Genomic DNA, 22617 nt, shown 5'->3' on the forward strand with positions numbered 1-22617 from the left:
AGCAATGAAAAAGAAGATCTTATTTTCGCTTTTGTATGTGCTAGTGTTTGTTTTTACCTTGTATGTCGTGGTACAGTACGTGGTCTTCCGTCCCGAGCAAGCTGGTTTAGTAAGCTTGAAGCTCAAGGACGTTAAATTTCCTTTTGACACATGGAAGATATTCTTCTATGTTCATATTATTCTTGGAATGCTTGCTTTGATTCTAGGCGCTTTTCAATTAACAGCAAGAAGCCGCAAACCTACAAAGCTTCATCGCCGTATTGGCAACATATATGCCTCCTCTATCTTTATCAATATACTAGCTGTTCCCTTTCTATCCATGTACGCTACAGGAGGGATTTCATCAGGGGTAGCATTCTTAGTCCTGGATCTGGTCTGGCTAACGACAACAGTGCTTGGCGTATTTCATATTGTTCGTCGTAACGTCGTAAAGCATCGGGAGTGGATGCTGCGCAGCTATTCCATCACTTGTGTATTTATTACTTTTCGGTTCGTGGTGGCGTTGATTGCTATGCTGTTCCACGTTTCCAATTCTGTAGCTTTTCCATGTGGTATCTTTATAGCTACCCTTATTAATCTCCTTATTTCAGAAGCGTCTATTCGGAACAAACGCAAACAAACGAACATCTCAACAATAGAAAGGATAGGTTCATATGTCTAAACGTATGTACGTTATATTCACTCTTCTTATTAATGGAGTTATTCCGTGGGTACTTTATGTCTGGCTTTCTGAGTACATGACTAGCCTAACGGCGTTATCGATCGCTACGATGGTGCCTTTACTTGATAATTTGATTCATTTGGTTAAGCATAGAAAGCTTGATGCCTTTGGGTCCTTAATGTTGTTTACTTTTGTTTTAACCCTGGCGCTTGTTGCGATGGGAGGCAGTGAGAAGATTTTATTAGTTCGTGAATCATTGATTACAGGCGCTGTAGGATTGATATTTTTAGGCTCTCTTTTGTTCCGACGTCCTTTTATGTTTTATCTGGCTTCACGCTTCATTGGCAACGTAGAATTCGAGGGCAATTGGCAATACACTTATTTTCGCTATGTAATGAGATTGATGACCTTTGTTTGGGGCATTATTCTGGTGTCGGAAGCGACAGTTCGCACGATCTTGGTTTTCCAATTATCCACTGCGCAGTTTCTTGCTCTGTCCAACGTTGTTTTGTATGGTTTTGTGGGAGCAGCTATTGCTTGGACGGTTGTTTATCGGAAATATGCGGCTAAGAAATTGAACGACATCAAACAAAGTATCGATTCAACCAAGGATCAGAGCATGAACTTACAAAGACTGGACAGTCAAGATAAAAAAGAAGTGATATCGCTCTATCGTGCTGTAAAAAAAGATTTACAAAGTCACAACATCAATCAATGGGATTGGATGTACCCAAATGGATTTGTCATCGCGAAGGATTTGAAGCAACAGCATATGTATGGCATAAAAAAGGGAGGAAGGGTTATCGCGGCTGTTGTGGTCGATGCCAATCAAAGTCCAGAGTACGCTGCTTTACAATGGAGCGAGTATCAGGGAAAAGCGGCATGTATCCACAGGTTGGCTGTTCATCCTGAGTTTCAGGGACAGGGAATGGGGAAGCAATTGCTGCAATTTGCTGAAAATCTGGCTCGAAAGATGGGCTCCACGAGCATTCGACTGGATGTATATACCGGAAATCCCGGGGCAGTTAACATGTATGAAAGAGCCGGCTATCAGGAAGTGGGGGAAGTTCGATTTCCTTTTCGCAAAGTGCCCTTTCTGTGCTTCGAAAAGCCGTTAGATACCTAGCAAATAACAAGTCGCTCGTACTGGTGTACCAAAAAAGAAGGAAGGGGCATAAGCTGTACACCTCTCCCTTCCTTACTAAACGAACGGAACGTTGTCACAATGTTTGCCCGCTGTCCACAGTAAGGGTTTGACCTGTCATCGCTTCTTGTTCCAAAGCGGCACAGATGAATGCAGCGATATCTTCAGGCGTTGAAACACGCTGCAGCAAAATGTGAGGGGCGAGCTTCTTCATTTGCTCTTCCCTTCCTGCCCACCATCTAGTGGCAACAGCTCCCGGTGCAATGCAGTTAACCCTAATGTCCGGAGCAAGGGCGCGTGCTAAAGATTTGGTAAGACCATGTATGGCTGCTTTGGAAACGGCATATGGAAGCGAGGAGCCTAATCCTGTTATTCCTGCAATACTCCCGACATTGACGATCGCGCCTTGTTTGCTCTTTTTCATGAAGGGTGCGACTGCGCGCGCGCAGTAAAACATCCCTTTCACATTGACATCATAGAGCTCGTCCCAAACTTCCTCCGTTGCCGCTTCCAGATCATCTAGTGGAATATGTCTGGTTATGCTGGCATTGTTCACAAGCGCATCGATCGTTCCAAATTGCTGAACCAATATTCGAACCATTTCCCTGACTTCCTTGTCTTGCGAAACATCGGCTTGTACAGCTATCGCACGCCCACCCTCATTCGTGATCATTTGCACCGTTTCATCCGCATCGGCTTTGGAACGTGAATAGTTGACCCCGACGCATGCCCCCCGTTTGGCAAGTGTCAAGCATGTGGCACGTCCAATACCCGTTCCGCCTCCTGTAACAAGAACTACTTTATTTGATAGGTCCATTTAAAATCCTCTCCTTCTACACACCCTAATAGTTATGATTGTAAATGGTCTCGTTGAATTTGTATAATTGAATTAATTGATTATTCTATTCAAAAATTTTGAATCTAAACTGAGGTACGGATGGATGGATATTAAAGCATTAAAAACGTTTCAAATTATTTTCATGTAAGTTTACAAATTCATCAAGGTGGCCCATCATGGCAACAAACTTTTACGTTGCTACGTGTCCACAACGTCAAAAAAATCGACAACACAGGAGAAGACTTGGAGGATTTGATCTCGATCGGGACAATCGGACTGATCAAAGCGATTGAGTCGTTCTCCCCGAACAAGGGTACAAAGCTGGCGACATTTGCGGCTCGCTGTATCGAGAACGATATTCTAATTTCAATAGTGGTGCAGTGAATATAAGCATTTTTAGTTTTTTGAGCCACATCAGAGCATGTGCTTTTTGACTTGTAGGGGAAAAAGGACGGTGCGTGATTGAAGCGTATTCCTGCCTCCGTATGCTGCCAAAGCAAACGGCCCATCATCCATCAAAAAGCCGTATTCATCATGATCATTTCCTTGCTTCAGCTGTCGAATTCCGCAGCACCAGCCGGGTCGGCAAGGTCAATTGCCGGCGCTCCTGCAGCGGGTTTTCGATGACCGACAAGAGTAGCTTCGCAGCTTCCGCTCCTATTTCTTTTTCCTGCTGGACGACGCAGCTGGGTGGGATGCGGGAGAGCGCGGAATGCTTGTAATCGTCGAAAAAGATGACCGATAACTGCTCCGGGACCCGTATGCCAAGCTCCTCTGCCGCCTCCATCACCGCAAGCCCGCTGCCGGTCGTCGCCGCAAACACGGCGGTCACATCGGGGTTACGATCCAAAAAAGAGAGTGCGAGCGATTTCGCATCACGGATAGCGTCGCACTTTTCCGCCTTCGGCGGATGTTCGGCAAGCAACTCGAAAAGACAGCGGCGATGATCGACCGGAATGTGATGCTTGGTCAGCGCTTTCTCAAAACCTGTCAAACGGTCTTCCAGGCTTGTAGTCGTCCGGTTGTGAAGGGCGACGAACGCGATGTTGGAATGGCCGAGTTCAATCAGGTGGGACGTCGCGTCAAAGGCGCCGCCCGCATTATCCGAACAGACGCAATTCGTGTCTACCCCACGCAAATAACGGTCGATAACGACTACCGGGAATTTATTCAAGGTCAGCCGCAAAATATCTTCGCTATACGATTCGCCGTCGACCGGGAAAATCATGACGCCCCTTGCTCCCATCCGTACGCACTCTTGAAGGGCTTGACGCTCGATTTCCTGATCGTTGCGCGTCGAACGGTACACGATTTGGTATCCGTGATCCGACAGCACCTCTTCCACTCCGGCCAAAATATTCGATGACAACGTGCTTTGAATGCTGGGGGTCAGAAAGACGATCGGTCTGAATGCGCCGACTGTACGTTCCTGAGGCAGCGAGTGGTCCTCGTGTTCGGTTACAGTTGGCGAGATGAAAGAGCCTTTGCCCTGGATGCGGTAAATCAGCCCTTCCTTAACCAATTCGGACAGCGCGTTTTTGACCGTAAACCGGCTTACGCCGAACTGATCGGCCAGCACCGCTTCCGTAGGCAGCCGATCATTCGCCTGCCATTTGTTCTGATGAATATGTTCAAGAATATAGTCTCGGATTTGCAAGTACAGTGGAGCGCGCTTCGCTTCCTGTGTCATTCGGTTCCGTCTCCTCGTTCGAATTGTACATCAACATCCTAGCAAAAAAAATACCAATATACAAATTTATTTTGATGATATTGTGGGGGACAGATGAATGTGATCTTTACAGCAAGAAAATAATGCTTTACAACCACTTTTGTTGAAATTATATTTGAATTGTATGATATGTATATTTGTAATATAGATATTTCCGAATGAAACATTTTGGAGGGAATCGCATGAAATCGATCGACGTTCGGCTCAGGCAGCTTCTCGGCAATGCGCCGAAGAACTATTGGGAAGAAAAGATAATGTCAAAGCCAGGGTACTGGGGAGAACGAATACTATCGCAATTGGTTTTTGCATATGAAGTTTCGAAAGTAGAAGGCCATCAGTACGATGAGCCGATTGAAGCGGCACTGGCTTTCGTAGAAGGCAAAATCGCCGAAGAAGGCGTTATCGGCAAGCAAACGGCGCTGCACGCCGAACAAATGCTGAACGTTCTTGCTTCCGAAGCGAAAAGCTACGATATTATTTGTGCGGCGCATGCCCATATCGACATGAACTGGATGTGGCCCTGGGACGAGACGGTAGCGGTTACGATAGATACGTTCCGGACGATGCTGAATTTGATGAACGAGTATCCCGAATTTACGTTTTCGCAATCACAGGCGTCCATTTACCGGATCGTCGAGCAGTACGCTCCGGAAATGCTGCAGGAGATCAAGCGGAGGGTGAAGGAAGGACGCTGGGAAGTAACGGCTTCGCATTGGGTGGAAGCGGACAAAAACATGCCGAACGGCGAGAGCTTGTCCCGGCATATGCTCTATACGAAACGGTATTTGTCGCAGCTGTTCAACATCGATCCGGACAGCTTGAATCTCGACTTCGAGCCGGATACGTTCGGACACAGCGTCAACGTGCCGGAAATATTGGCGAACGGCGGCGTCAAGTTTTACTACCACTGCCGGGGCAATGACGGACGCATTTTATATCGTTGGGAAGCGCCATCCGGCAAGTCGATCATCGTCTATCGCGAACCGACATGGTACAACGATAGCGTACAACCGATTCTCGGATCGTATGTTCCGGAAATTTGCTGTCAAACCGGCTTGAAGACGTATTTGAACGTTTACGGCGTAGGCGATCATGGCGGCGGTCCGACGAGGCGGGATTTAGAGCGTCTTATCGACATGAAAGACTGGCCGATCTATCCGAATATCCGCTTTGGCACGTTTAGCGAGTTTTACAAGCTTGTCGAGCCGATTGCAGCCAAGCTGCCGGTTGTGACCGGCGAGCAAAACTTCGTTTTTACCGGCTGCTATACGTCGCAGACCCGTATCAAAACGGCGAACCGGATCGGAGAAGCGACGTTGAACGAAGCGGAGACGTTCAGCTCGTTGGCGACTGTTGCGACTGACGCCGCCTATCCGGGAGCGGCCTATGAGGAAGCGTGGAGAAACGTGCTGTTCAACCAGTTTCACGACATCCTTCCCGGCTCCGGCGTTATCGAAACGCGGGAGCATGCGCTCGGACTGTTTCAAAATACGATGGCGATCGCAAGCACGAACCGCAAGCTTGCGCTTGAAAGCATCGCTGCCACGATCGATTCATCGCTGCTGGGCGGGCCGGAAGACAAGCTGACGGTTTCGGAAGGCGCCGGCGTTGGGTACGGCTCCCGCAATTTCAAAATCACGCAAGTCGAACGCGGACGCGGCAGTACGCGGATCGTGCATATCTTCAATCCATCTGTGTACGACCGCGAAGAGACGGTGGAGTTCGTGCTCTGGGATTGGCACAGCCGGCTCCAGACGCTGGTCGTCAGGGACAGCGAAGGCAACGAAGCTGCGCATCAAGTGATGGAAGAAGGCTTTAACCATTATTGGGGACATCACTACATGCGTTTGCTCATCTATGCCAAAGCACCGGCATGCGGATACCGTACATACACCGTTTCGGAAGGCGATGAATCGGTGAAACCGTTTCTGCCGACCGATCCGCGGGTGGACCGTGAGGAAGAGTTAGTGCTAGAAAATGAGCTGCTCAAGGTGACGTTCCATCCCGTCGATGCGACCGTCGTCTCGATGATCCATAAAGCGAGCGGCGAAGAGTTAATCGATGCTGCGCGCCCTGCCGGCCTGTTCCGCCTCATTCAGGAAGATCCCGGCAAAGGGATGAGCGCTTGGTGGGTTGGCCGCTACATGAGCATCGAGAACGTGCATGATAACGTGAAAATAAAAATGACCGCGAAAAGCAAGGTGCGGCAGTCGCTGCAATACGAGCTCGGTTTCGGCGATTCCAAATTGAAAGTCGATGTCTCGCTCGACCGGAACAGTCCGCGTCTCGATTTCAACGTGGAGTGCGATTGGCACGAAATCGGCAAGGCGGACAAGAGTATTCCACAGCTGAACTTCCATTGGCCGCTTGCCTACGAAAACGCGGCATACAAATACGACGTGCCGTTTGGCGCCATCGTACGCAAGCCGCTCGAGATGGACGTCCCGGGCAACAGCTGGGTGCTTGGCGTACGTCAAGCTGCCGGCAAGCCGTCCGTTATGCTCGTGACGAACAACAAATACGGGTTTCGCGGAACGGATAATGCATTGTCGGTTTCGTTAATCCGCAGCTCCTTCGATCCGGATCCGTATCCGGAGCTCGGCAATCATCACCGGATCCAATTGGCGGTGTGTGTTGCGGATTCGGCAGATAATCGCGATTTGATTGAAACGGCATACCGTTTCAATCATCCGTTAAACGTCCTGTCCGGTACGCCGCATGCAGGCACAAGACCGCTTGATGCAAGCTTCCTGAGGCTGACGGAAGGCTCGGTGGCCGTATCCGCGGTGAAAATGCCGGAAGACCATGAAAGCAAGAGGTGGATCATCCGTGTTTACGAAACGAAGGGGCAGCGGACGACAGCTGCGCTGCTGCTGTTCCAACCCGTATCGGCGGCTTATTTCGTAGACACGAATGAATGCAAATTATCGAACGGCCTGCCGATACAAGCAAACGGCAATTCTGTTTCGTTCGAGGTACCTGCCCATTCGGTTGCGGCTGTTTGCGTGGAATTCGAGTGATCTACGAGTGGGGAAGGGCTGGAATGCCGGATCGACGTCAAGCAATATAGGCTGGAGGGAGCGGACGGCAGCAGGGCGGCTGGGATAAAAACTGTCAGAGGACCAATCGTATTTCGATTGGTTCTTTGCCGTACTCCTTGCCGTTGAATAAAAGTGGAGTCTAATAACTTAAACATTGACTCCACTTTTATTTATTAACCAACTACATTGTTTGCAATAAGTCTATAAGGATTTTCTGAAGCGTTGTTGACAATTCCCGTTCCTCCGGATTCTACATCAATCATGTTATTGGTGATTATGAAGAAATTCGCTTCAGAGCCAATATTTATCCCGGTTTGTAAAGCGTTGATATTGTTTTCAGATAATATTACTTTTGATCCTGCCAAGATACTCACAGCAGGGGCTGTAAAGCTTGGGTGTATTCTTTCTATAATTGAACTTGTAATAGTGAGCGAATGGCCGACGATGAAATCGACGCTATTTATTGTGCCGTTCCGCATCATTTGCACGAGCAGATCTATATCGATATCATCAAGGCAGGAAAGCATCTGCTCGGCGAGAAACCGTTCGGCATTGACTAGGAAGCGAACCGCCGCATTCTGACACTTCAGCGATTTGGATCCGGGCAAACTGATCAACTGGAAGAGGATCGTGGCCACCAACGGGGAATACGGCTGTATGGGCGATCTCGGCATGCATGTGCTTCATTTGCCGATGCGCTTCGGCTGGAAGCCGCGCAGCGTGAGAGCGCTGCTCTCCAAGGTCGTACAAGAAAGGCTGGGGCGGGACGGAATGATGGTCCCTTGCGAAACATGGGATAATGCCATCCTGGCCTGTGATGTCAAGACGGCAGATCAACAGTTCCCGATGAACCTGTCCACGAAACGGATTGCGCCGGGGCATGCCAATACATGGTTTATTCGCATTCAGGGCACGCAATGCTCAGCAGATTTTTCGACTAAAAATCCGAAACAAATCGCTTCCTTGCCGTATACTCCGGGGGGAGAGCAGTCATGGCATGGCATGTCGTTGACGTTCCTTAACAATCCGCTTATGGAACGATTACGGGCGGTATTTTCGAATTCGGCTTCACCGACTCGATTCTGCAAATGTGGGCCGCATTCTGCGATGAAGTCGCTCACCGCGGCGCGATGAAGCAGCCGTTCCGCTGCGCCACGCCAGAAGAAACGGTAGGCAGCCACAAGCTGTTCACGGCGGCGCTCAAATCGGAGCGGACCGGACAGACGGTTCCGATCGATTGGGAGAAATAATCATGGACGCGAAATCGTTTGATGTGGTGGTTGGCGGTCACATCTGCCTCGATGTGATCCCTGCCTTCGGGAGACGCAATGGCGGCCTGCACGACATGCTCGTTCCCGGCAAGCTGGTCGATGTCGGCCCAGCGGTAACCGCGACCGGCGGCGCCGTATCGAACACGGGCCTTGCTCTGCACCGGCCTGGCATCCGGGCGAGCCTGATGGGCAAAATCGGCGACGACATGTTTGGAACGGTCATTCTGGAATTGCTTCGCCAGCAGGATCGTCGCTTGACCGAAGGCATGATCGTAAGCGGAGACGAGCATACCTCCTATTCGGTCGTCATCAATCCGCCGGGCATCGACCGGGTCTTTCTGCACTGGATGTGCTCCAGATCTGGAACGATTATCTGCTGCCCAGTTTGATTTTGTTGTCGCCGGAGCAGAGGATGCTGCCTCTATCCACATTCACGTTTTTCTCATCCTATTCCGTTGATTATGGCCCCTTGATGGCAGGCTTGGTTATGACGATCATTCCAGTATTGATCCTTTATCTTTTTCTTCAAAAACGAAATGGCTCGTTCTTTGTTTAGAAAAAATCGAATATGGTCGGACTCATTATTCCTACCGTATGTGAATCTGCTGATCGTATCTTTCGATAGGAGATCGGCAGAAAATATCCCGATAGTAACTTACGATAATGTCATGGGAGGCATACTCGCCGAGCGTTTGTTCATCGAGAAAGGCTGCCGAAAGTCGGCTTTCCTGTATGCGGAATTTGGCGGAACGCATCTTCTCCAGGGCGATTATTAATTTTGTGTACTGTTAAAAACGGTATATTGATCGAAATTAGAGAGGGACATTACAGTAAAGAAGTCTTTGGACAATGGATTTTACCTCTGTCATAATTGAAAAAGAAAAAAGGAGAAAGAGGAGTAAAGTCAACTTCATACAATTAATTTGCTTTTGCTGACATTATTAAGGGGGAAGAGTATGAGAAGGTATTGGTTTAATCGATTGCTTTTATCCTATTTACCGGCTTTTTTCCTCCTGATATTAAGTCTTATTTTGATATTTTTTCTGTTCATCAATGAACAAAATAAGAAGCAGGCCATATTCACGAATGAAATGATGAGTAGGCAGACCATACAATCCATCGACAACGCTTTGAAATCTATCGACGATCTCATTATTCAAAATTTATATACGAATTTGCAAATGAAACAAGTCTTCGATCAGCATCGGGAACGAGATCCATTTGAATATTATCAAGTGATTACCGCATTACGCAGTATAAAATCGACAAATCCGCTTATAAATTCCATCTATCTTTTCCGCAAACATGATCAGATGGTATTGAGCGAAAATACAATGGTCCCCTTAGAGCAATTTGGCGATGAGGATTTTATTAGTTTAAACATGGCGGATGCGGAAAACGACGGTTGGACCAACATTCGAAGTTTCAAAGAGTTTCCAAATGATAGTAATCCTGTTAATGTGGTGTCCTTGCTCAGAAAAGCGCCTCTCCCGGCAGGTGATCAGGGGCTGGTTGTTATAAACGTAGATGCTCGCACGGTTCAGCAGTATATAGAAAAACTGATCAATCGAGATTTGAACTTTATTCAATTGTATGACGGGAACGGTCGGCTTTTTTATGATACGGCCATGCAATTTCAGGATGTAGAAAATTTTCGTGAAACGATAGGCAAGGAATTGTCCAGAATGAAATCACCCTACACAAATTGGGAATTTCGCAGCGGGATCCGAGACGGAGCCCTGTATAATTTTGTATCCTTCATTTCTTACGTATGGATCTTTGCCCTGGGTTTGGTTTTACTCGCAGGGTTTGGATACATCATTTTTATCACCAGGCAAAATTATAAGCCTGTCATGACCATTCTGAACCGTCTTCAAACCTATTCGCTTAAGAAAAACAGCGCACTGGATTCTTTAGGCGAAAAAGATGAGTTCAATTACATTGAGAAATCATTTGAACGGTTGATCGAGGATACGAATCATTACCAAGAAAAGGTAGAAGAGAATAAGTTGATCCGAAGACAATACTTCTTCCAAGAGTTGATGAATGGAGGGGGAAGCATCAGTTTCGAGGGCTGGCAGAAAGACATTGCCGAACTTGGCTTGAAAGATAAAGAAGCGATGAAGGTGGCCATCGTTGAAATTGATAAATTTCATTCCTTCGCAGGGCGGTATACGATCAATGATCAAAAAGTACTAAAATATGTAATTAGTTATGTGATTATGGAGATTTCCAATTCCAATGGCGTGAAAGTGTGGTCGGAATGGATCACTTCTCATCAGCTGGGCGTGCTGATTCAACAGCATGCCCAGCAATCCATCGAGCAGACGTCGGATATTCTCAACCAGGCTCGTCAATGGGTTCAAGAAAACCTGCAATTTACGATCACCATCGGCATTGGAGAAACGGTTTATGAAGCAGCCGGATTATCTCAATGCTACGATGAAGCTGTTGAAGCATTGCTTTACAAAGCGACAATAGGGAGAAATAAAGTGATTGAAGGCATTTCTTTGCCTGCTGTCCGCGAAAGAATTCTGTTTAATTTTCCAGAAATTTTATCGGTAATCATCAGGTCGTTCTGCACGGGAGAAGCTTGGGAGGAGATGCTAGAGGAGCTATTTTCCGAGATTGAGAGCAGATATTTCACCAAAGATGAAATAGCAAACCACTTGCATTATATGCTGTTTCAATTCGATCGGGATATACGTGAGCTGCCGCAAGAAATTCATCAGCATTGGCAAGCGAATATTTGGTCGAGGTTGAACGCAACGATCCAATCATTTGATGTTTTAGACGAGGCCAAATACGATATCGTCCATATATTGAGGGAAGCATCTCAGCATATCGCCTACTTAAGAGAAAACAGAAGCGCTCATAGGCTGATTCAGAACATGAAGAGCTATATTGAAACGGAATATCATAATCCTGATTTATCGCTCATGCACCTTAGTGAAGCTTTTTCGCTGAGTCCTTACTATTTAAGTAAGCTCTTTAAGGAGGAATTCGGGGAAAAGTTCGTGGATTTCCTGGCAAGAATAAGAATCGATACAGCGAAGAGGCTCCTCATGGAGACTCAAAGCTCGATTCAGGATATCGCTCGGAAGGTTGGCTACATCAACGTCATTACATTCAATCGGATTTTCAAGAAAATGGAAGGTTCAACTCCAGGCAGTTATCGAAAAAAAGCATCTTCCTGATGATATCTTGAAATCGAGTGAGTACCGCTGCGCGCCTAGCCAAGCTAGGCACAACTAGCCGGTGAAAGTCCGTTCGAGGTAGAGGCCAAACCGCCTCGTAGCTAGCAGGCAGACGTCGGAGAAATCCGGCGGCTGAAGCCCTGCGAAAAGCTGCGCGAAAGCGCAGTGAAGCAAGATCATAGGCCGTAACATACCGACCGTGAATCCTGCCGCACCGTAAAACTCGACCAGAAATGGGCTGGAGAGAGCCGAGCCCCGAGCGGTAGTGCGAAGGCCATTGAATGCGTGAAGAACTTGGAACTGCAGCGCAGAAGAACTCTCCGGTGTATAGGGATCGGCATGTGAAGACAGTTGTGCTTGGAACTAGGGAGACCCTCCCCCGCACGACGGCAAGGCGTCGTAAGAAGCGGACCTATAAGCCCAAAAGGTGAAGTGGCGAGCCGCGGGAAGGGAGTCGAAGGGGATCGTAGCGCGTGCGTGGCAGCACGATCATCAGGTGGGTTAAAGTCCCACTGAGCACCGGAATAGGGAGCTCATATCCAAACTCGGGGGATAACGCCTTGGGGGCCGACAATTTATTTTGCCGGAGGGCAGGGCGTACGGATGTCCGATAGACCAAAAAAGGACCGTCAGGAGAACTTACCTGACGGTTTTTCTTAATTTAGTGTACTGTTAAAAACGGTTTATTGTACGGAAATAGAGAGAGACTTTACAGTTAAGAAGCGCACTTTTAACGACACGATAGAAGGGAGGGTTTGCATGAATACGCTGCAAAGAAAACAAATACTCAGAAAGAACATTCCCCTATTGATCATGTTTATGCCGATCATGGCGTACTATCTGATTTTCAAGTTGATACCACTGGGCGGATTGGTCATTGCTTTCAAAAGTTATAACCTTGCTGACGGGATTTGGGGAAGTCCATGGGTGGGGTGGAGGAATTTTGAGTACCTGTTTCATAATGAACAAACGGTGCGCGTTATTCGAAATACGTTTACGTTGAGTTTATTAAATATATTCGTCGGTTTTCCGGTACCTCTCTTTTTAGCGATTATGCTGAACGAGGTAAGGAAAATGTGGTACAAAAAATTTGTTCAGACGTTTGTATTTCTCCCCCACTTTTTAAATTGGATTATTGTTGGCGGTATCGTGATTACTATTTTTTCTCTAGAGTCGTCCTTAATTAATCATTGGATGGATCAATGGTTCCACACTACCTTTCCTTTTTTGTATAACGAGGCGTCATGGATTGCCATTTTTGTTGCTTCAGGTATTTGGAAGAACGCTGGATGGTCGGCTATTATTTATTTGGCAGCCTTGTCCTCCATTGATCCGAGTCTATACGAAGCCGCCAATCTGGATGGAGCGAACAAGGGGAAGCAGATTTGGCACATCACATTACCAGGCATACGGCCTACCATCATCATCTTATTTATTCTCAGCATGGGGCAAATGATGGAGGTAGGTTTCGACCATGTGTATGTGCTTCAGAATGCGGTCGTGTCCAACGTATCGGAAGTGATTTCGACATGGAATTATAAGGTGGGCTTGCACGGCACCCAATTCAGCCTGGCTACCACTATGGGGTTCTTTGAATCGGTCGTTGGATTTGTTTTCGTCTTGTCGGTCAATTGGATTTCAAGGAAGCATGGCGAGGGGCTTTGGTAGGAAGGGGGACTCATGAAAGTTTCAACGGGAGAGAAAGTGTTTTACGCTGTAAATTACACGGTTCTTTTTTTCATTGCCATGAGCTGTTTACTGCCGGTTGTTCATGTAGCCGCTGTTTCGCTAAGCGGATTGCATGCGGTTTCTTCCGGGAAAGTTGTCTTGTGGCCCATTGAATGGACCATGGATGCCTATCAGAAATTGTTTGCGAACAGCAAAGTCATGATTACGATTAAAAACAGTATTGTGATTACTGTTGTTGGAACGGTACTCAACATGCTTTTCACGATATTGGCTGCTTACCCTTTATCACGTCCGTACTTTTATTTCAGAAAAACCTTTACATTGACCATTGTGTTCACCATGCTGTTCAGCGCCGGCTTAATTCCTAATTACTTCATTGTCAAATCGCTAGGACTCATCGACACCTACTGGGCTTTATGGCTGCCGGGACTTGTTAGCGCATGGAATATGCTTGTACTTAGGACTTATTTCTTAACGATACCGTCTGAGCTGGAAGATGCTGCGCGTATCGATGGATGCGGCGAATGGAGATTAATTCTTCGGATCGTTCTTCCGCTTTCAATGCCTGTCCTTGCAGCATTATCCCTATTCTATGGGGTCGGTCATTGGAACGCCTTCTTTCATGTGCTGATTTACATCAATTCCTCGGACCGGTACAATCTTTCTGTTTTTGTGCAAAATATGATAGCCAGTCAACGTCTTCTCCAAGAGATGAGCTCCGGTTCTATCGACAGCATTACCGAAATTACCCCGGAGTCCATAAAATCTTCGGCCATTATGGTTATGGTCATTCCCATGATGGTCGTGTATCCGTTTTTGCAAAAATATTTCGTAAAAGGGATGCTCATCGGATCCGTAAAGGGGTAGAAGTAACTTTGCATTCCGATGAGGGGAGGTGATGCTTCAAGTCTGTAGGGGAAGGAAATTATTGGGCAAGCCTCGAAAAGCACTGACTAATGAGATGGAGAAAGGGTGTTCATTCAATGAGACGCAAGGCGATGTTACTGTTAATCGGCAGTTTAACTATCGTATTGTCAGCCGGTTGTGCAAAAGAGAAAAACTATACGGCGGATACGAAAAATACAGGGAATGAAACAAGTGCTCCAAGAAATAAAGGAGTAGCAAAAAAACCGAAGATTACGGTATCCGTCTACGACCGCGGCCAGATCCCTTCAGGCGAAGGCGACTTCACGAACAACCGGTGGACGAACTGGATTAATGAGAATGCGCCCGTGGAAGTAGAATTTATACCAATCCCTAGGAACGACGAAGTTCCCAAACTTACGGCACTCTTCGCATCCGGCAACGCACCAGATTTGGTATTCACTTACAGCGGCGTTCTCAGGAATGACTTATTCGCGCAGAAGCAGACGTTGCCGCTGGATGACTTGATCGAAAAGCATAGCGTGGAATATAAAAACTTGCTTCATCAATATCCGGCTGTCCGTAAATTGGGGATGCAGCTTGATGGGAAAATTCACACATTAACCCGCGTAACGGGTTTGATGGGGGCCAATCATACTTTGCAGATTCGGGCGGACTGGCTGAAAAAGCTGAAACTGGACATTCCGAAAACGACGGAAGAGCTGTTTAACGTTGCCAAAGCATTCGCAGAGCTGGATCCGGATGGAAACAACAAGAAGGATACTTATGGCATTCAATTAAGCGCCCTTGGAGACAGTGTTATCGATCATATGTATAATTACGCAGTGCCCTACCTGTTTGATTCCAAACAACAGCTGGTTCGCGACTGGGAGCGTGCAAAAGTCGTAACGGAATACAAAAAAAGGTTTTATGATGCAGGGCTTGTCGACAAAGATTATCTTACGGATGTTAATGGCGAGAAGGCTAAGCAAGACTGGGTAAACGGTAAGCTGGGTATCCGTTTTGGCAATGTAAGTGTGATATCCCTTCCGGAATTCGAAACATTGAAAAAGAATAACCCGGCTGCAGAGGTCATCGTCATTCCGCTTCCAGAGAGTCCATATGGACAATTCAGTCCTGCATTCGACGTGCCGGTAGGACCATACGGCTTTGTGAATGCGAAGGCGAAAAATCCGGAGGCTGTTATACAATACATCGATTTCTTAAACAAGGAGTCTACGATAAGAACATTAAAGTACGGTTTTGAAGGCGAGCATTGGAAGAAGGGGGACAATGGATGCCCAGCACCCATTGATATTGAAAAGAATAAAAAGGAACTCAATTGGAATTTTGATTATTGGACTCCGCCCGCATCGACGATATTTTTGGGGGAATGCGCGTTACCCGAAAAAGCTTACGATCCCAATATACAAATACAGAAAGAATTTATTAATTTGATTCTGCAAGCGAAGGAAGCCTATATCTCACCCAAAAGACCCAAAGGGGAGGATGTAGGATTTATGCCGCCGTTTCCATCGGACCTTCAGCTCATTCAGGCCGGATCTACGGAAGAATATCTTGCCCTGTATCAAAAATCTATTGTAGGCGGAACCAAATATTCAGTTGAGCAGGCAGTGAACGAAGCCAAAACAAATTGGCTGAAGCGCGGCGGGGAGAAGGTCGATAAATTCATTATTGATTATTACACAAACCGAAAAGATATTGCATTTATTTCAAAGGTAGATACGTATGCAGGATTTAAGTAAATGATGGCTGACAACCGACAACTGCATATGGTTCCACATTTCCATTATGATACGGTTTATTTGCAGACCTATGACAGCTATCTGCAACAGGCGCTGGATCTGATGCATGAAGCGGTTGCAATTCTGACCGCTCATGAAAATTATACCTTTATGATCGAGCAGATGATTCTGCTGGAGGAATATTGGATACGCTTCCCTGATAAACGATCGTTGCTGCAGCAATTGGCTCAGGAAGGCCGCTTGGAGGTTGCCTGTGGGATGTATTGCATGCCCGATCTTAATATTCCTTCCGGGGAAGCCATGATCAGACAAGCTGTTATCGGAAAACGCTGGATTAAAAAGCATCTGGGGATTGAGGTCAAGATGGCCTGGATGCCGGATTCCTTCGGACATCACTTGCAAATCCCGCAATTAATGAAACATTGCGGGTATGAAGGCTACTTTTTTGGCAGGGGAGCACGTAGTCCAGGTCATACGCCATTCATTTGGATAGGTATCGACGGTACGCGGCTTCTGTCGCATCGCCTGGAAGGCGGTTACGGACTGGTCATGTTTAGTGATGATGTCCAGAACAAGCTTGAGCAATCATCGAATGGCGAACAGGATGCTGCTGCCATTCAAGCGGAGCTTGAGCGGCTTGCCGCTGTTTCGGACAGCCGCCATTTACTGCTGCCTAATGGCGGGGATATGGCCAGACCGCAGTGGGAAGCGGTTGCTGCCGTCCAACAATTCAATAATCAGAGCCGCAGTCATTTTTGCAGCTTTTCCACGGTGCGTCAATTTGCGAAAGAAATCGTACAGGAAAACCTGCCGTTGCCGGAAATACAACTAGAGCTGAATCCCGTATTTCAAGGCTGTTACAGCTCGCGGATGCAAATCAAGCTTTGGAATCGCAATCTGGAGTGGAAGCTGCAACTGGCTGAGCGTTTGTATGCCGTTCTTTTCCTGCGTTCTGTTGTGCCAGCCGATATACAAGACTCTTACGGACGATGGCTGGAATCAGCATGGAAGCATGTTCTGTTCAACCAGTTTCACGATATTATATGCGGCACCATACTGGATGAAGGCTATCGCGAAACTCTGATTCGTTATGAAACTGCGGACAGACTGCTTGAGAATGCCCTGTCAGTGCTGCAATCCTGCTTTCCGGTGACGGGTCGGTCCGGTTCTACTGTGCAATGTCCGGTGCTGCATGTGTTTAATCCCTCCGCTTTTCTTCGAAAGGGGGAGGTGTCGTTTGCTTTGAATTTATCAGATTTGCCCTGGCAGGAAGGAACCGTTCTGGTTCAGGATAATCAAGGGAATATTCTGAATGCCGAGATTAGCAGTCCGGAAGCCGAGCAGTTGCAGGTGACGCTTACCGATAGCTTTCCGGGATTGACGCTAAGGCAATACACATTCGTTAATGACAGCTGGAGACAAGCACGGCAGCCTGATCCGGCGTATACGGTAGTGGAGACGAGTACGGGCATTCGTGTTGTTCACAGCAAGCTTGCTCTGGAGGTGACGCCATCGGGGGGAATTTGCAGCTTGCGGTATGTTGATGACGGCTGCAAGGAATGGGTCGCCCAAGGCGGGGAGTGGAATGAGCTTGTTCTCCTTTCGGACACGGGAGATTTTTGGCTGTATGATGAGCCGATTCTAAACGGCGCCTTTTTCGGGCAGACACCGGAAAATGGCTTGCTGAAGATGGAGGACTCCTACCCCTATTCCCGAAAAACTCTGAGCCGTTCTTCAGGGGCCACCAGCAGATTAAATATTGTGCAGAAACAACCGAATCAACTTGTGCTAGAAAGCAGCGGCGAGCTGAGGTTCTGGAAAATTTCCGTTTCCTTTACCAAGAAAGTCATTATTGATTTTACGGAGCTGTGTATTCGGTTTGAAACACGCTTGCATTGCTCTGGGGAACAATATCGCGTTGCAGCTTTATTTCCAACGACGTTGCAGGAAGGCAAGCATTTGCAGCAAATTCCATATGGAGCTGCTGTCAGGGAGGAAGGAGAGTTTCCCGCTCAAACCTGGGCGGCCCTGACGACCGGCAAGAGAGGACTGCTGCTTGCAAACAAGGGGATACCGGGGAACGGAAAAGCGGGGGATACCTTGTATTTGGCGTTGATGCGCTCCACCGCTATGCGCTATAAGGTCGATTCGGAGCTGGGTTATGAGCGGGGAAGCGAATTTTGCTTTTCTTATGATGTTATTCCATTTTTCAATAGAAATTTGGATGAGCTGCGGCCGGATCGAAGGGGGGAACAATTGAATCTGCCGTTGTTGTCTGCGACAGCAGCCGGAGACAACGGCGCGTCAGCGTCAGCGTCAGCGTCAGCATGGACGGGACCGGTGCTCGAGGGTCAAGGAATAGAGCTGGCCGCATTCTATCGAAGCGATGAAGGATGGGTAATCCGAGTGTACAACTCCACATCGCAGCATTCACATGGGCGGCTCCGCTGTGCTTTTCCGCAAGGCAGCCAGAGCAGCGAGACGGATGCCATGGGTCAGCCGACGGGAGAGAAGCGTGAGTGGCAGGGGGAATTGGAACTGTTTATGGGCCCTTTTCAAATCAAAACGATCATGGTTGCAAGTCAGCAGAAACGAGGGGACAAATGAATTATCATCCGCAAGGCATGCACACCTGGGATGCTTGGTACTGGCCTGCCGGAGACGTTGTACATGCTTTTTATTTGCAAAGGAAACGGCCGGATTCAACACGCACGGATCGGGAAGCGGATAGTATCGGCCATGCTATCTCCACAAATCTGGTGGATTGGGAGGAATTGCCCAATGTGCTTGAGCCAGGAGAACCGGGATCGTTGGAGGATTTGACGCTTTATACGGGCTGCACGTTTGAAAACGAGGGCAAGTATTACTTGTATTATACGATGCGTTCCTCAACGGATAACGGTCTGACGCAACGGATCGGTGTCGCATTTAGCGATGATCTGTATAGCTGGAGCAAATATGAAGGGAATCCTGTCATCGTGCCGGATCCGCGATGGTACAACGGCATTGATAATCCGGCGCAATGGGGAATAGTGGATTGCCGGGATCTGGTTGTCGTATCGAGTCCTTACGATGACGGGTTTTACGGGTTTTACGCAGCCCGTATTCCATCGGAGGAAACGCCGGAAGGAGCGGTGATCGCCTGCGTGTATTCGAGAGATTTATTGACGTGGGAGCATCGTCCGCCTGCGTTTGCCCCTGGAAAATACGCGATTGTCGAGGTTCCCGATGTTTTTTGGATGGACGGCAAATGGTACATGACTTGCCTGCTAAATAACATGTGCGGCAACCGTAACCAGTTTCCCGGTCAGCCGGAATTGACGATGGGGACTATATATGCGGTTTCCGATCGTATTGAAGGCCCCTATGTCGAGCAGGAGGACAATATTTTGCTGGCTTCAAGAGGCTTTAATGGCTTGAGCTGCAGAAGCTTAATCTTTAAGGGAGAGCGGTATGTGCTCTACACGCAAACGGAACGCCTGCCAAGAATAGAAGGAGGGCAGGTGGCAGTAGGATCGATTGCCACACCCAAGAAGCTTCAGGTTGTGGAAGGGAAGCTGGGTCTATTCGACTCTGACATGCTTGGGAAACGTACTGCTGTTGCACTGCTTGGTGCCGGTGAGCTTCCGGTTCGCTCCGAAAGCCGGATGAGATATGAAACTGGCGGACGCTGGAGCGAAGTCGACGGGAGGCTGGAAGGGGAAGTTCGAACGAGCTGGTGTCGTTATTCCTTTGACTTTAAGGTTGATTATTTTATATTGGAAGCGATTGTAAGATTGAATCAGGGCGCGGCTATCGGCTTGACTTTCAGACAAAATGCAAAGGGCGCGGGCAGTGCAGTATTATTCGATTATGATCGGCAAATGGTTACATTCGGTGATATTCCGATGTTTCGCATCCTGGATGGACGACAGGTCAAATTAATACATGGGATAAAATACCACATTAAGATTATCGCAAAAGCCGAATATATTGAAGTGTACATGAATGATTTGCTTATCCTGCAATTTGTCAGCTACACGGAAGCTGCCGAATCCTTTGGTTTGCTTGTAGACAGAGGCAGCGGCAGCTTTGAAAATATTCGGTTAAGTCAAATTGTTGAGAGTGATGTCGATGAATAAAACGGAAAAAGCTTTTTCATGCAATGATTATCTTGCTTCATTGGGCAAGCAGTTGGATTTCTCTTCGCCGGACACTTCTTTCAGCCCTTTGTATTCCAATATAGGGCTTGGTTTTGAGCCGCAGTCGCCGGGGATTGGCTGTTTGTTTATCCACTATAATCGGGTGACAAGCCGATTGGGCGCCCCATTCTTGCGCTGCGAGGAGGAACTGCTGGAGGCCGAGCATGCAGCACTCAGAGTCACGCAACGCTTCGTTCGGGGGAAGCTAGACTTTGCTTTTTATGCCCGGAATACCTGGGTAGCGGATTACAAAGGCGCCGGCAAGTTGCAATTTCATTTTTCATATGACGGAATGGATGAAGCCTGGCTGGAGCCGGATCATGATCAACAGGCCAACGCTCCCCGTTTATTTCGCGGATATTTGCCCAACGAAGATAAACGGGATCCGGACGCCAGATTTCCTGTAATGATTGGTCTGAGGATTGTGAGGGGAAGCGCTGCAGGTGATGGCATTAAGGAGCCGCTGATCATTTCGCCTGATTCAAACGGAAATCTGATTATAGCATTTTCTGTGCAAATGCTCGAAATATCCAGCGAAGAGATGATCAATGTTTTACAGGCTTCGCCAACCTCTGCAAGCGATGCTTCCCGGATATCTGAACAATGGTGGGAACACGCAGTGGGTAAACTGAAGTTTCCGCATGTTGACCAGGAACAATTATCCATACTGTCGCAGGCCATATTTTCGCTGTTGTATAATGCATGCGAAGCACCCGGTTACTTGAAAGGAAGAATCGGTGTATATCCGAGTCGGGGCACTTACTCCTGCATCTTTCTGTGGGACTCTTGCTTTCATAATTTAGCGTTAGAGTACATGGAAGAAAAATTGGCTGAGGATTCGTTGCTGCTGCTGACTGAAAATCTCAGAGTAGATGGTAAGATGCCGCATTTTCTTTGCTCTACCTGGGATCGCCCGCATACTTCACAACCCCCGCTGGTTGGCTGGGCAGCGATGCGTTTGTTAAAGCGCAGGCCGGATAAGTTATTAGCCGGGAAACTGCTCCACCCTCTGATTGCCAATACGAAATGGTGGCTGACTCAACGTATAACGGAATACGGCCTGATTTCATGCGCAACCGGGTTCGAGACAGGCTGGGATGATACGCCAAGGTTGGACAAGGGCCCCGTGCTGGCGTTGGATATGAACACGTATTTGCTGATTCAAATGCGAGCATGTGCAGAAATCGCCGAAATGCTTGAGGAACAACAATTGTCCCGGTATTGGACGGACGCATCGCGTCAGTATGCCGATACGATGGTACGTTGGATGTATGACGAGCAGGACAATTTGTTCAGGGATGTGCTGCTGCACAACGGGGAGAAGTTGTCGCTGATCACACCGGCTTGTTTCTTGCCCTTGCTGGAGGACATGCCCATTGGAATGGATAACAGCCGTAAGATGGTTGAGCAGTTTCTACTGAATCCTGACATCATGTTTGGTGAGATCCCGTTTCCATCTGTCGCCTATCAGGAAGACAGTTACCAATCGGGCGCCTGGTGGCGAGGGCCGACTTGGCCCTCAATCGCCTATTTCATGCTTGAAATACTACAAAAATACGGTTTTTTCGAGGCTCACGCTGAAGCGGCAGATCGTATTCGCATGATGATTATGAAAGATAAACGGATAATGGAATTGTTTGACTCTAATACAGGGGAAGGACTGGGAGCGCAGCAATATGGTTGGACAGCGGCCATTTTGCTGCGATTGATGATTGAGCCTTCCCGTTCGAACAGGGATTTCTGATAAGGCTCCCCCTTATGCCGGCTTGTATTTAAAAAGTAACGACCTATAAGCAGGTCCAGTTCGAGGCGGGAATCAAAACCCGGACTTGACCTGCTTTTGCTCATCCATAGACAGGCCTCTGCTACTTGCAGCCCCGCATGGTCAATACAGGGCAGCGGTGCGGAGAAACAAGTGAAGGTACGACGACAAGCATGGTGCCCAAACGGGCAGTCGTCAAGACGTCGAAATTTGCATACGCTTCCACAGATTATAATCTGGAATTTACAGCGCAGGGCGACCGTTTTCGAATGATGTTTCGGTATTCTTCCAGCACGAGCTATTATTTCTTGGAGTTCAAGAATGCCAATTCCTTCGAACTGTGGAATATCCGGGTTGACACTGCTTTTACTGACGGAGGCTATGGATTCTATCGAGGAGTTATAGACCTTGATGGAAGTAGAAGGCAAAAGATCCTATTAATTACATCTCTTGCCTCTAATCTCTAATTTGATT

General features: G+C 47.8%; 17 protein-coding genes and 2 pseudogenes. 16 read left to right on the top strand and 3 right to left on the bottom strand.

Translation table 11 applies throughout. From position 1 onward, the window contains the following. The first annotated feature begins 4 nt into the window (after positions 1-4). Complete coding sequence (locus FU659_RS08520; RefSeq protein ID WP_147947178.1) at positions 5-661, top strand: DUF2306 domain-containing protein; 657 nt, start codon at positions 5-7, stop codon at positions 659-661. Continuing rightward, positions 654-1787 carry a GNAT family N-acetyltransferase gene (locus FU659_RS36910; RefSeq protein WP_261807694.1) on the top strand — a complete coding sequence of 378 codons (1134 nt, stop codon included), beginning with the start codon at positions 654-656 and terminating at the stop codon, positions 1785-1787. The genes FU659_RS08520 and FU659_RS36910 overlap by 8 nt, the downstream gene beginning before the upstream one ends. A 94-nt stretch (positions 1788-1881) precedes the next feature. Here the strand turns inward: FU659_RS36910 and FU659_RS08535 are convergent, their stop codons facing one another. Then, a complete protein-coding gene (locus FU659_RS08535; RefSeq protein WP_147947179.1) occupies positions 1882-2622 on the bottom strand; it encodes an SDR family NAD(P)-dependent oxidoreductase in 741 nt (246 codons plus the stop codon). A gap of 177 nt (positions 2623-2799) precedes the next feature. On the opposite strand from FU659_RS08535, the pseudogene FU659_RS08540 reads away from it, so the two are divergent. Continuing rightward, positions 2800-3015 (top strand): annotated as a pseudogene (locus FU659_RS08540) (sigma factor); the annotation flags it as partial. A gap of 166 nt (positions 3016-3181) precedes the next feature. Here the strand turns inward: FU659_RS08540 and FU659_RS08545 are convergent. After that, complete coding sequence (locus FU659_RS08545) at positions 3182-4333, bottom strand: GntR family transcriptional regulator (RefSeq protein ID WP_147947180.1); 1152 nt, start codon at positions 4331-4333, stop codon at positions 3182-3184. A 221-nt stretch (positions 4334-4554) separates the two neighbouring features. Here FU659_RS08545 and FU659_RS08550 point away from each other — a divergent pair, with 221 nt between their 5' ends. After that, a complete protein-coding gene (locus FU659_RS08550; RefSeq protein WP_261807695.1) occupies positions 4555-7392 on the top strand; it encodes a glycoside hydrolase family 38 N-terminal domain-containing protein in 2838 nt (945 codons plus the stop codon). Positions 7393-7586: 194 nt separating this feature from the next. Here the strand turns inward: FU659_RS08550 and FU659_RS39310 are convergent, their stop codons facing one another. Then, positions 7587-8054 carry a hypothetical protein gene (locus FU659_RS39310; RefSeq protein WP_483874503.1) on the bottom strand — a complete coding sequence of 156 codons (468 nt, stop codon included), beginning with the start codon at positions 8052-8054 and terminating at the stop codon, positions 7587-7589. Here FU659_RS39310 and FU659_RS36920 point away from each other — a divergent pair. From FU659_RS36920 to FU659_RS08610, 12 genes and pseudogenes are all read left to right on the top strand, one after another. Then, the gene (locus FU659_RS36920) at positions 8044-8547 is read left to right on the top strand and encodes a Gfo/Idh/MocA family oxidoreductase (RefSeq protein WP_261807697.1); all 504 of its coding nucleotides are present in this window, start codon (positions 8044-8046) and stop codon (positions 8545-8547) included. The two genes, FU659_RS39310 and FU659_RS36920, sit on opposite strands and share 11 nt — an antisense overlap. Positions 8548-8758: 211 nt before the next feature. Further along, complete coding sequence (locus FU659_RS08565; protein WP_261807702.1) at positions 8759-9073, top strand: carbohydrate kinase family protein; 315 nt, start codon at positions 8759-8761, stop codon at positions 9071-9073. Continuing rightward, positions 9019-9240 (top strand): annotated as a pseudogene (locus tag FU659_RS36925) (carbohydrate ABC transporter permease); the annotation flags it as partial. The gene FU659_RS08565 and the pseudogene FU659_RS36925, both read left to right, overlap by 55 nt. 40 nt (positions 9241-9280) lie before the next feature. Further along, the gene (locus FU659_RS36280) at positions 9281-9460 is read left to right on the top strand and encodes a hypothetical protein (protein WP_222708507.1); all 180 of its coding nucleotides are present in this window, start codon (positions 9281-9283) and stop codon (positions 9458-9460) included. Positions 9461-9640: 180 nt separating this feature from the next. Then, entirely contained in the window at positions 9641-11881 is a 2241-nt protein-coding gene (locus FU659_RS08575) for a helix-turn-helix domain-containing protein (protein ID WP_147947183.1), read from the top strand. A 759-nt stretch (positions 11882-12640) separates the two neighbouring features. Beyond that, positions 12641-13549, top strand: a complete 909-nt coding sequence (locus tag FU659_RS08580; protein ID WP_147947184.1) for an ABC transporter permease — start codon at positions 12641-12643, stop codon at positions 13547-13549. Positions 13550-13561: 12 nt separating this feature from the next. After that, the gene (locus FU659_RS08585) at positions 13562-14437 is read left to right on the top strand and encodes a carbohydrate ABC transporter permease (protein WP_147947185.1); all 876 of its coding nucleotides are present in this window, start codon (positions 13562-13564) and stop codon (positions 14435-14437) included. Between the two features lie 116 nt (positions 14438-14553). Continuing rightward, positions 14554-16200 (top strand): extracellular solute-binding protein, encoded by a 1647-nt coding sequence (locus tag FU659_RS08590; protein ID WP_222708508.1) that lies wholly within the window; start codon positions 14554-14556, stop codon positions 16198-16200. Continuing rightward, positions 16201-18807: a glycoside hydrolase family 38 N-terminal domain-containing protein gene (locus FU659_RS08595; RefSeq protein ID WP_147947187.1), complete on the top strand. Its 2607-nt coding sequence runs from the start codon at positions 16201-16203 to the stop codon at positions 18805-18807. Continuing rightward, positions 18804-20321, top strand: coding sequence for a glycoside hydrolase family protein (locus FU659_RS08600; protein WP_147947188.1), 1518 nt, complete (start codon positions 18804-18806; stop codon positions 20319-20321). Before FU659_RS08595 ends, FU659_RS08600 begins: the two co-directional genes overlap by 4 nt. Continuing rightward, positions 20314-22125: an MGH1-like glycoside hydrolase domain-containing protein gene (locus FU659_RS08605; protein ID WP_187274003.1), complete on the top strand. Its 1812-nt coding sequence runs from the start codon at positions 20314-20316 to the stop codon at positions 22123-22125. The genes FU659_RS08600 and FU659_RS08605 overlap by 8 nt, the downstream gene beginning before the upstream one ends. Positions 22126-22250: 125 nt before the next feature. Next, positions 22251-22610, top strand: a complete 360-nt coding sequence (locus tag FU659_RS08610) for a hypothetical protein (protein ID WP_147947190.1) — start codon at positions 22251-22253, stop codon at positions 22608-22610. Positions 22611-22617: the final 7 nt, after the last annotated feature.

The organism is Paenibacillus sp. N3.4 (assembly GCF_008017805.1).
GTDB lineage: Bacteria > Bacillota > Bacilli > Paenibacillales > NBRC-103111 > Paenibacillus_E.

Bases quoted from the DNA above. Each gene is read 5' to 3' on its own strand.
- FU659_RS08520 (WP_147947178.1), top strand. From the start codon at position 5: ATGAAAAAGAAGATCTTATTTTCGCTTTTGTATGTGCTAGTGTTTGTT.
- FU659_RS36910 (WP_261807694.1), top strand. From the start codon at position 654: ATGTCTAAACGTATGTACGTTATATTCACTCTTCTTATTAATGGAGTT.
- FU659_RS08535 (WP_147947179.1), bottom strand. From the start codon at position 2,622: ATGGACCTATCAAATAAAGTAGTTCTTGTTACAGGAGGCGGAACGGGT.
- FU659_RS08545 (WP_147947180.1), bottom strand. From the start codon at position 4,333: ATGACACAGGAAGCGAAGCGCGCTCCACTGTACTTGCAAATCCGAGAC.
- FU659_RS08550 (WP_261807695.1), top strand. From the start codon at position 4,555: ATGAAATCGATCGACGTTCGGCTCAGGCAGCTTCTCGGCAATGCGCCG.
- FU659_RS08565 (WP_261807702.1), top strand. From the start codon at position 8,759: ATGCTCGTTCCCGGCAAGCTGGTCGATGTCGGCCCAGCGGTAACCGCG.
- FU659_RS08575 (WP_147947183.1), top strand. From the start codon at position 9,641: ATGAGAAGGTATTGGTTTAATCGATTGCTTTTATCCTATTTACCGGCT.
- FU659_RS08580 (WP_147947184.1), top strand. From the start codon at position 12,641: ATGAATACGCTGCAAAGAAAACAAATACTCAGAAAGAACATTCCCCTA.
- FU659_RS08585 (WP_147947185.1), top strand. From the start codon at position 13,562: ATGAAAGTTTCAACGGGAGAGAAAGTGTTTTACGCTGTAAATTACACG.
- FU659_RS08590 (WP_222708508.1), top strand. From the start codon at position 14,554: ATGAGACGCAAGGCGATGTTACTGTTAATCGGCAGTTTAACTATCGTA.
- FU659_RS08595 (WP_147947187.1), top strand. From the start codon at position 16,201: ATGATGGCTGACAACCGACAACTGCATATGGTTCCACATTTCCATTAT.
- FU659_RS08600 (WP_147947188.1), top strand. From the start codon at position 18,804: ATGAATTATCATCCGCAAGGCATGCACACCTGGGATGCTTGGTACTGG.
- FU659_RS08605 (WP_187274003.1), top strand. From the start codon at position 20,314: ATGAATAAAACGGAAAAAGCTTTTTCATGCAATGATTATCTTGCTTCA.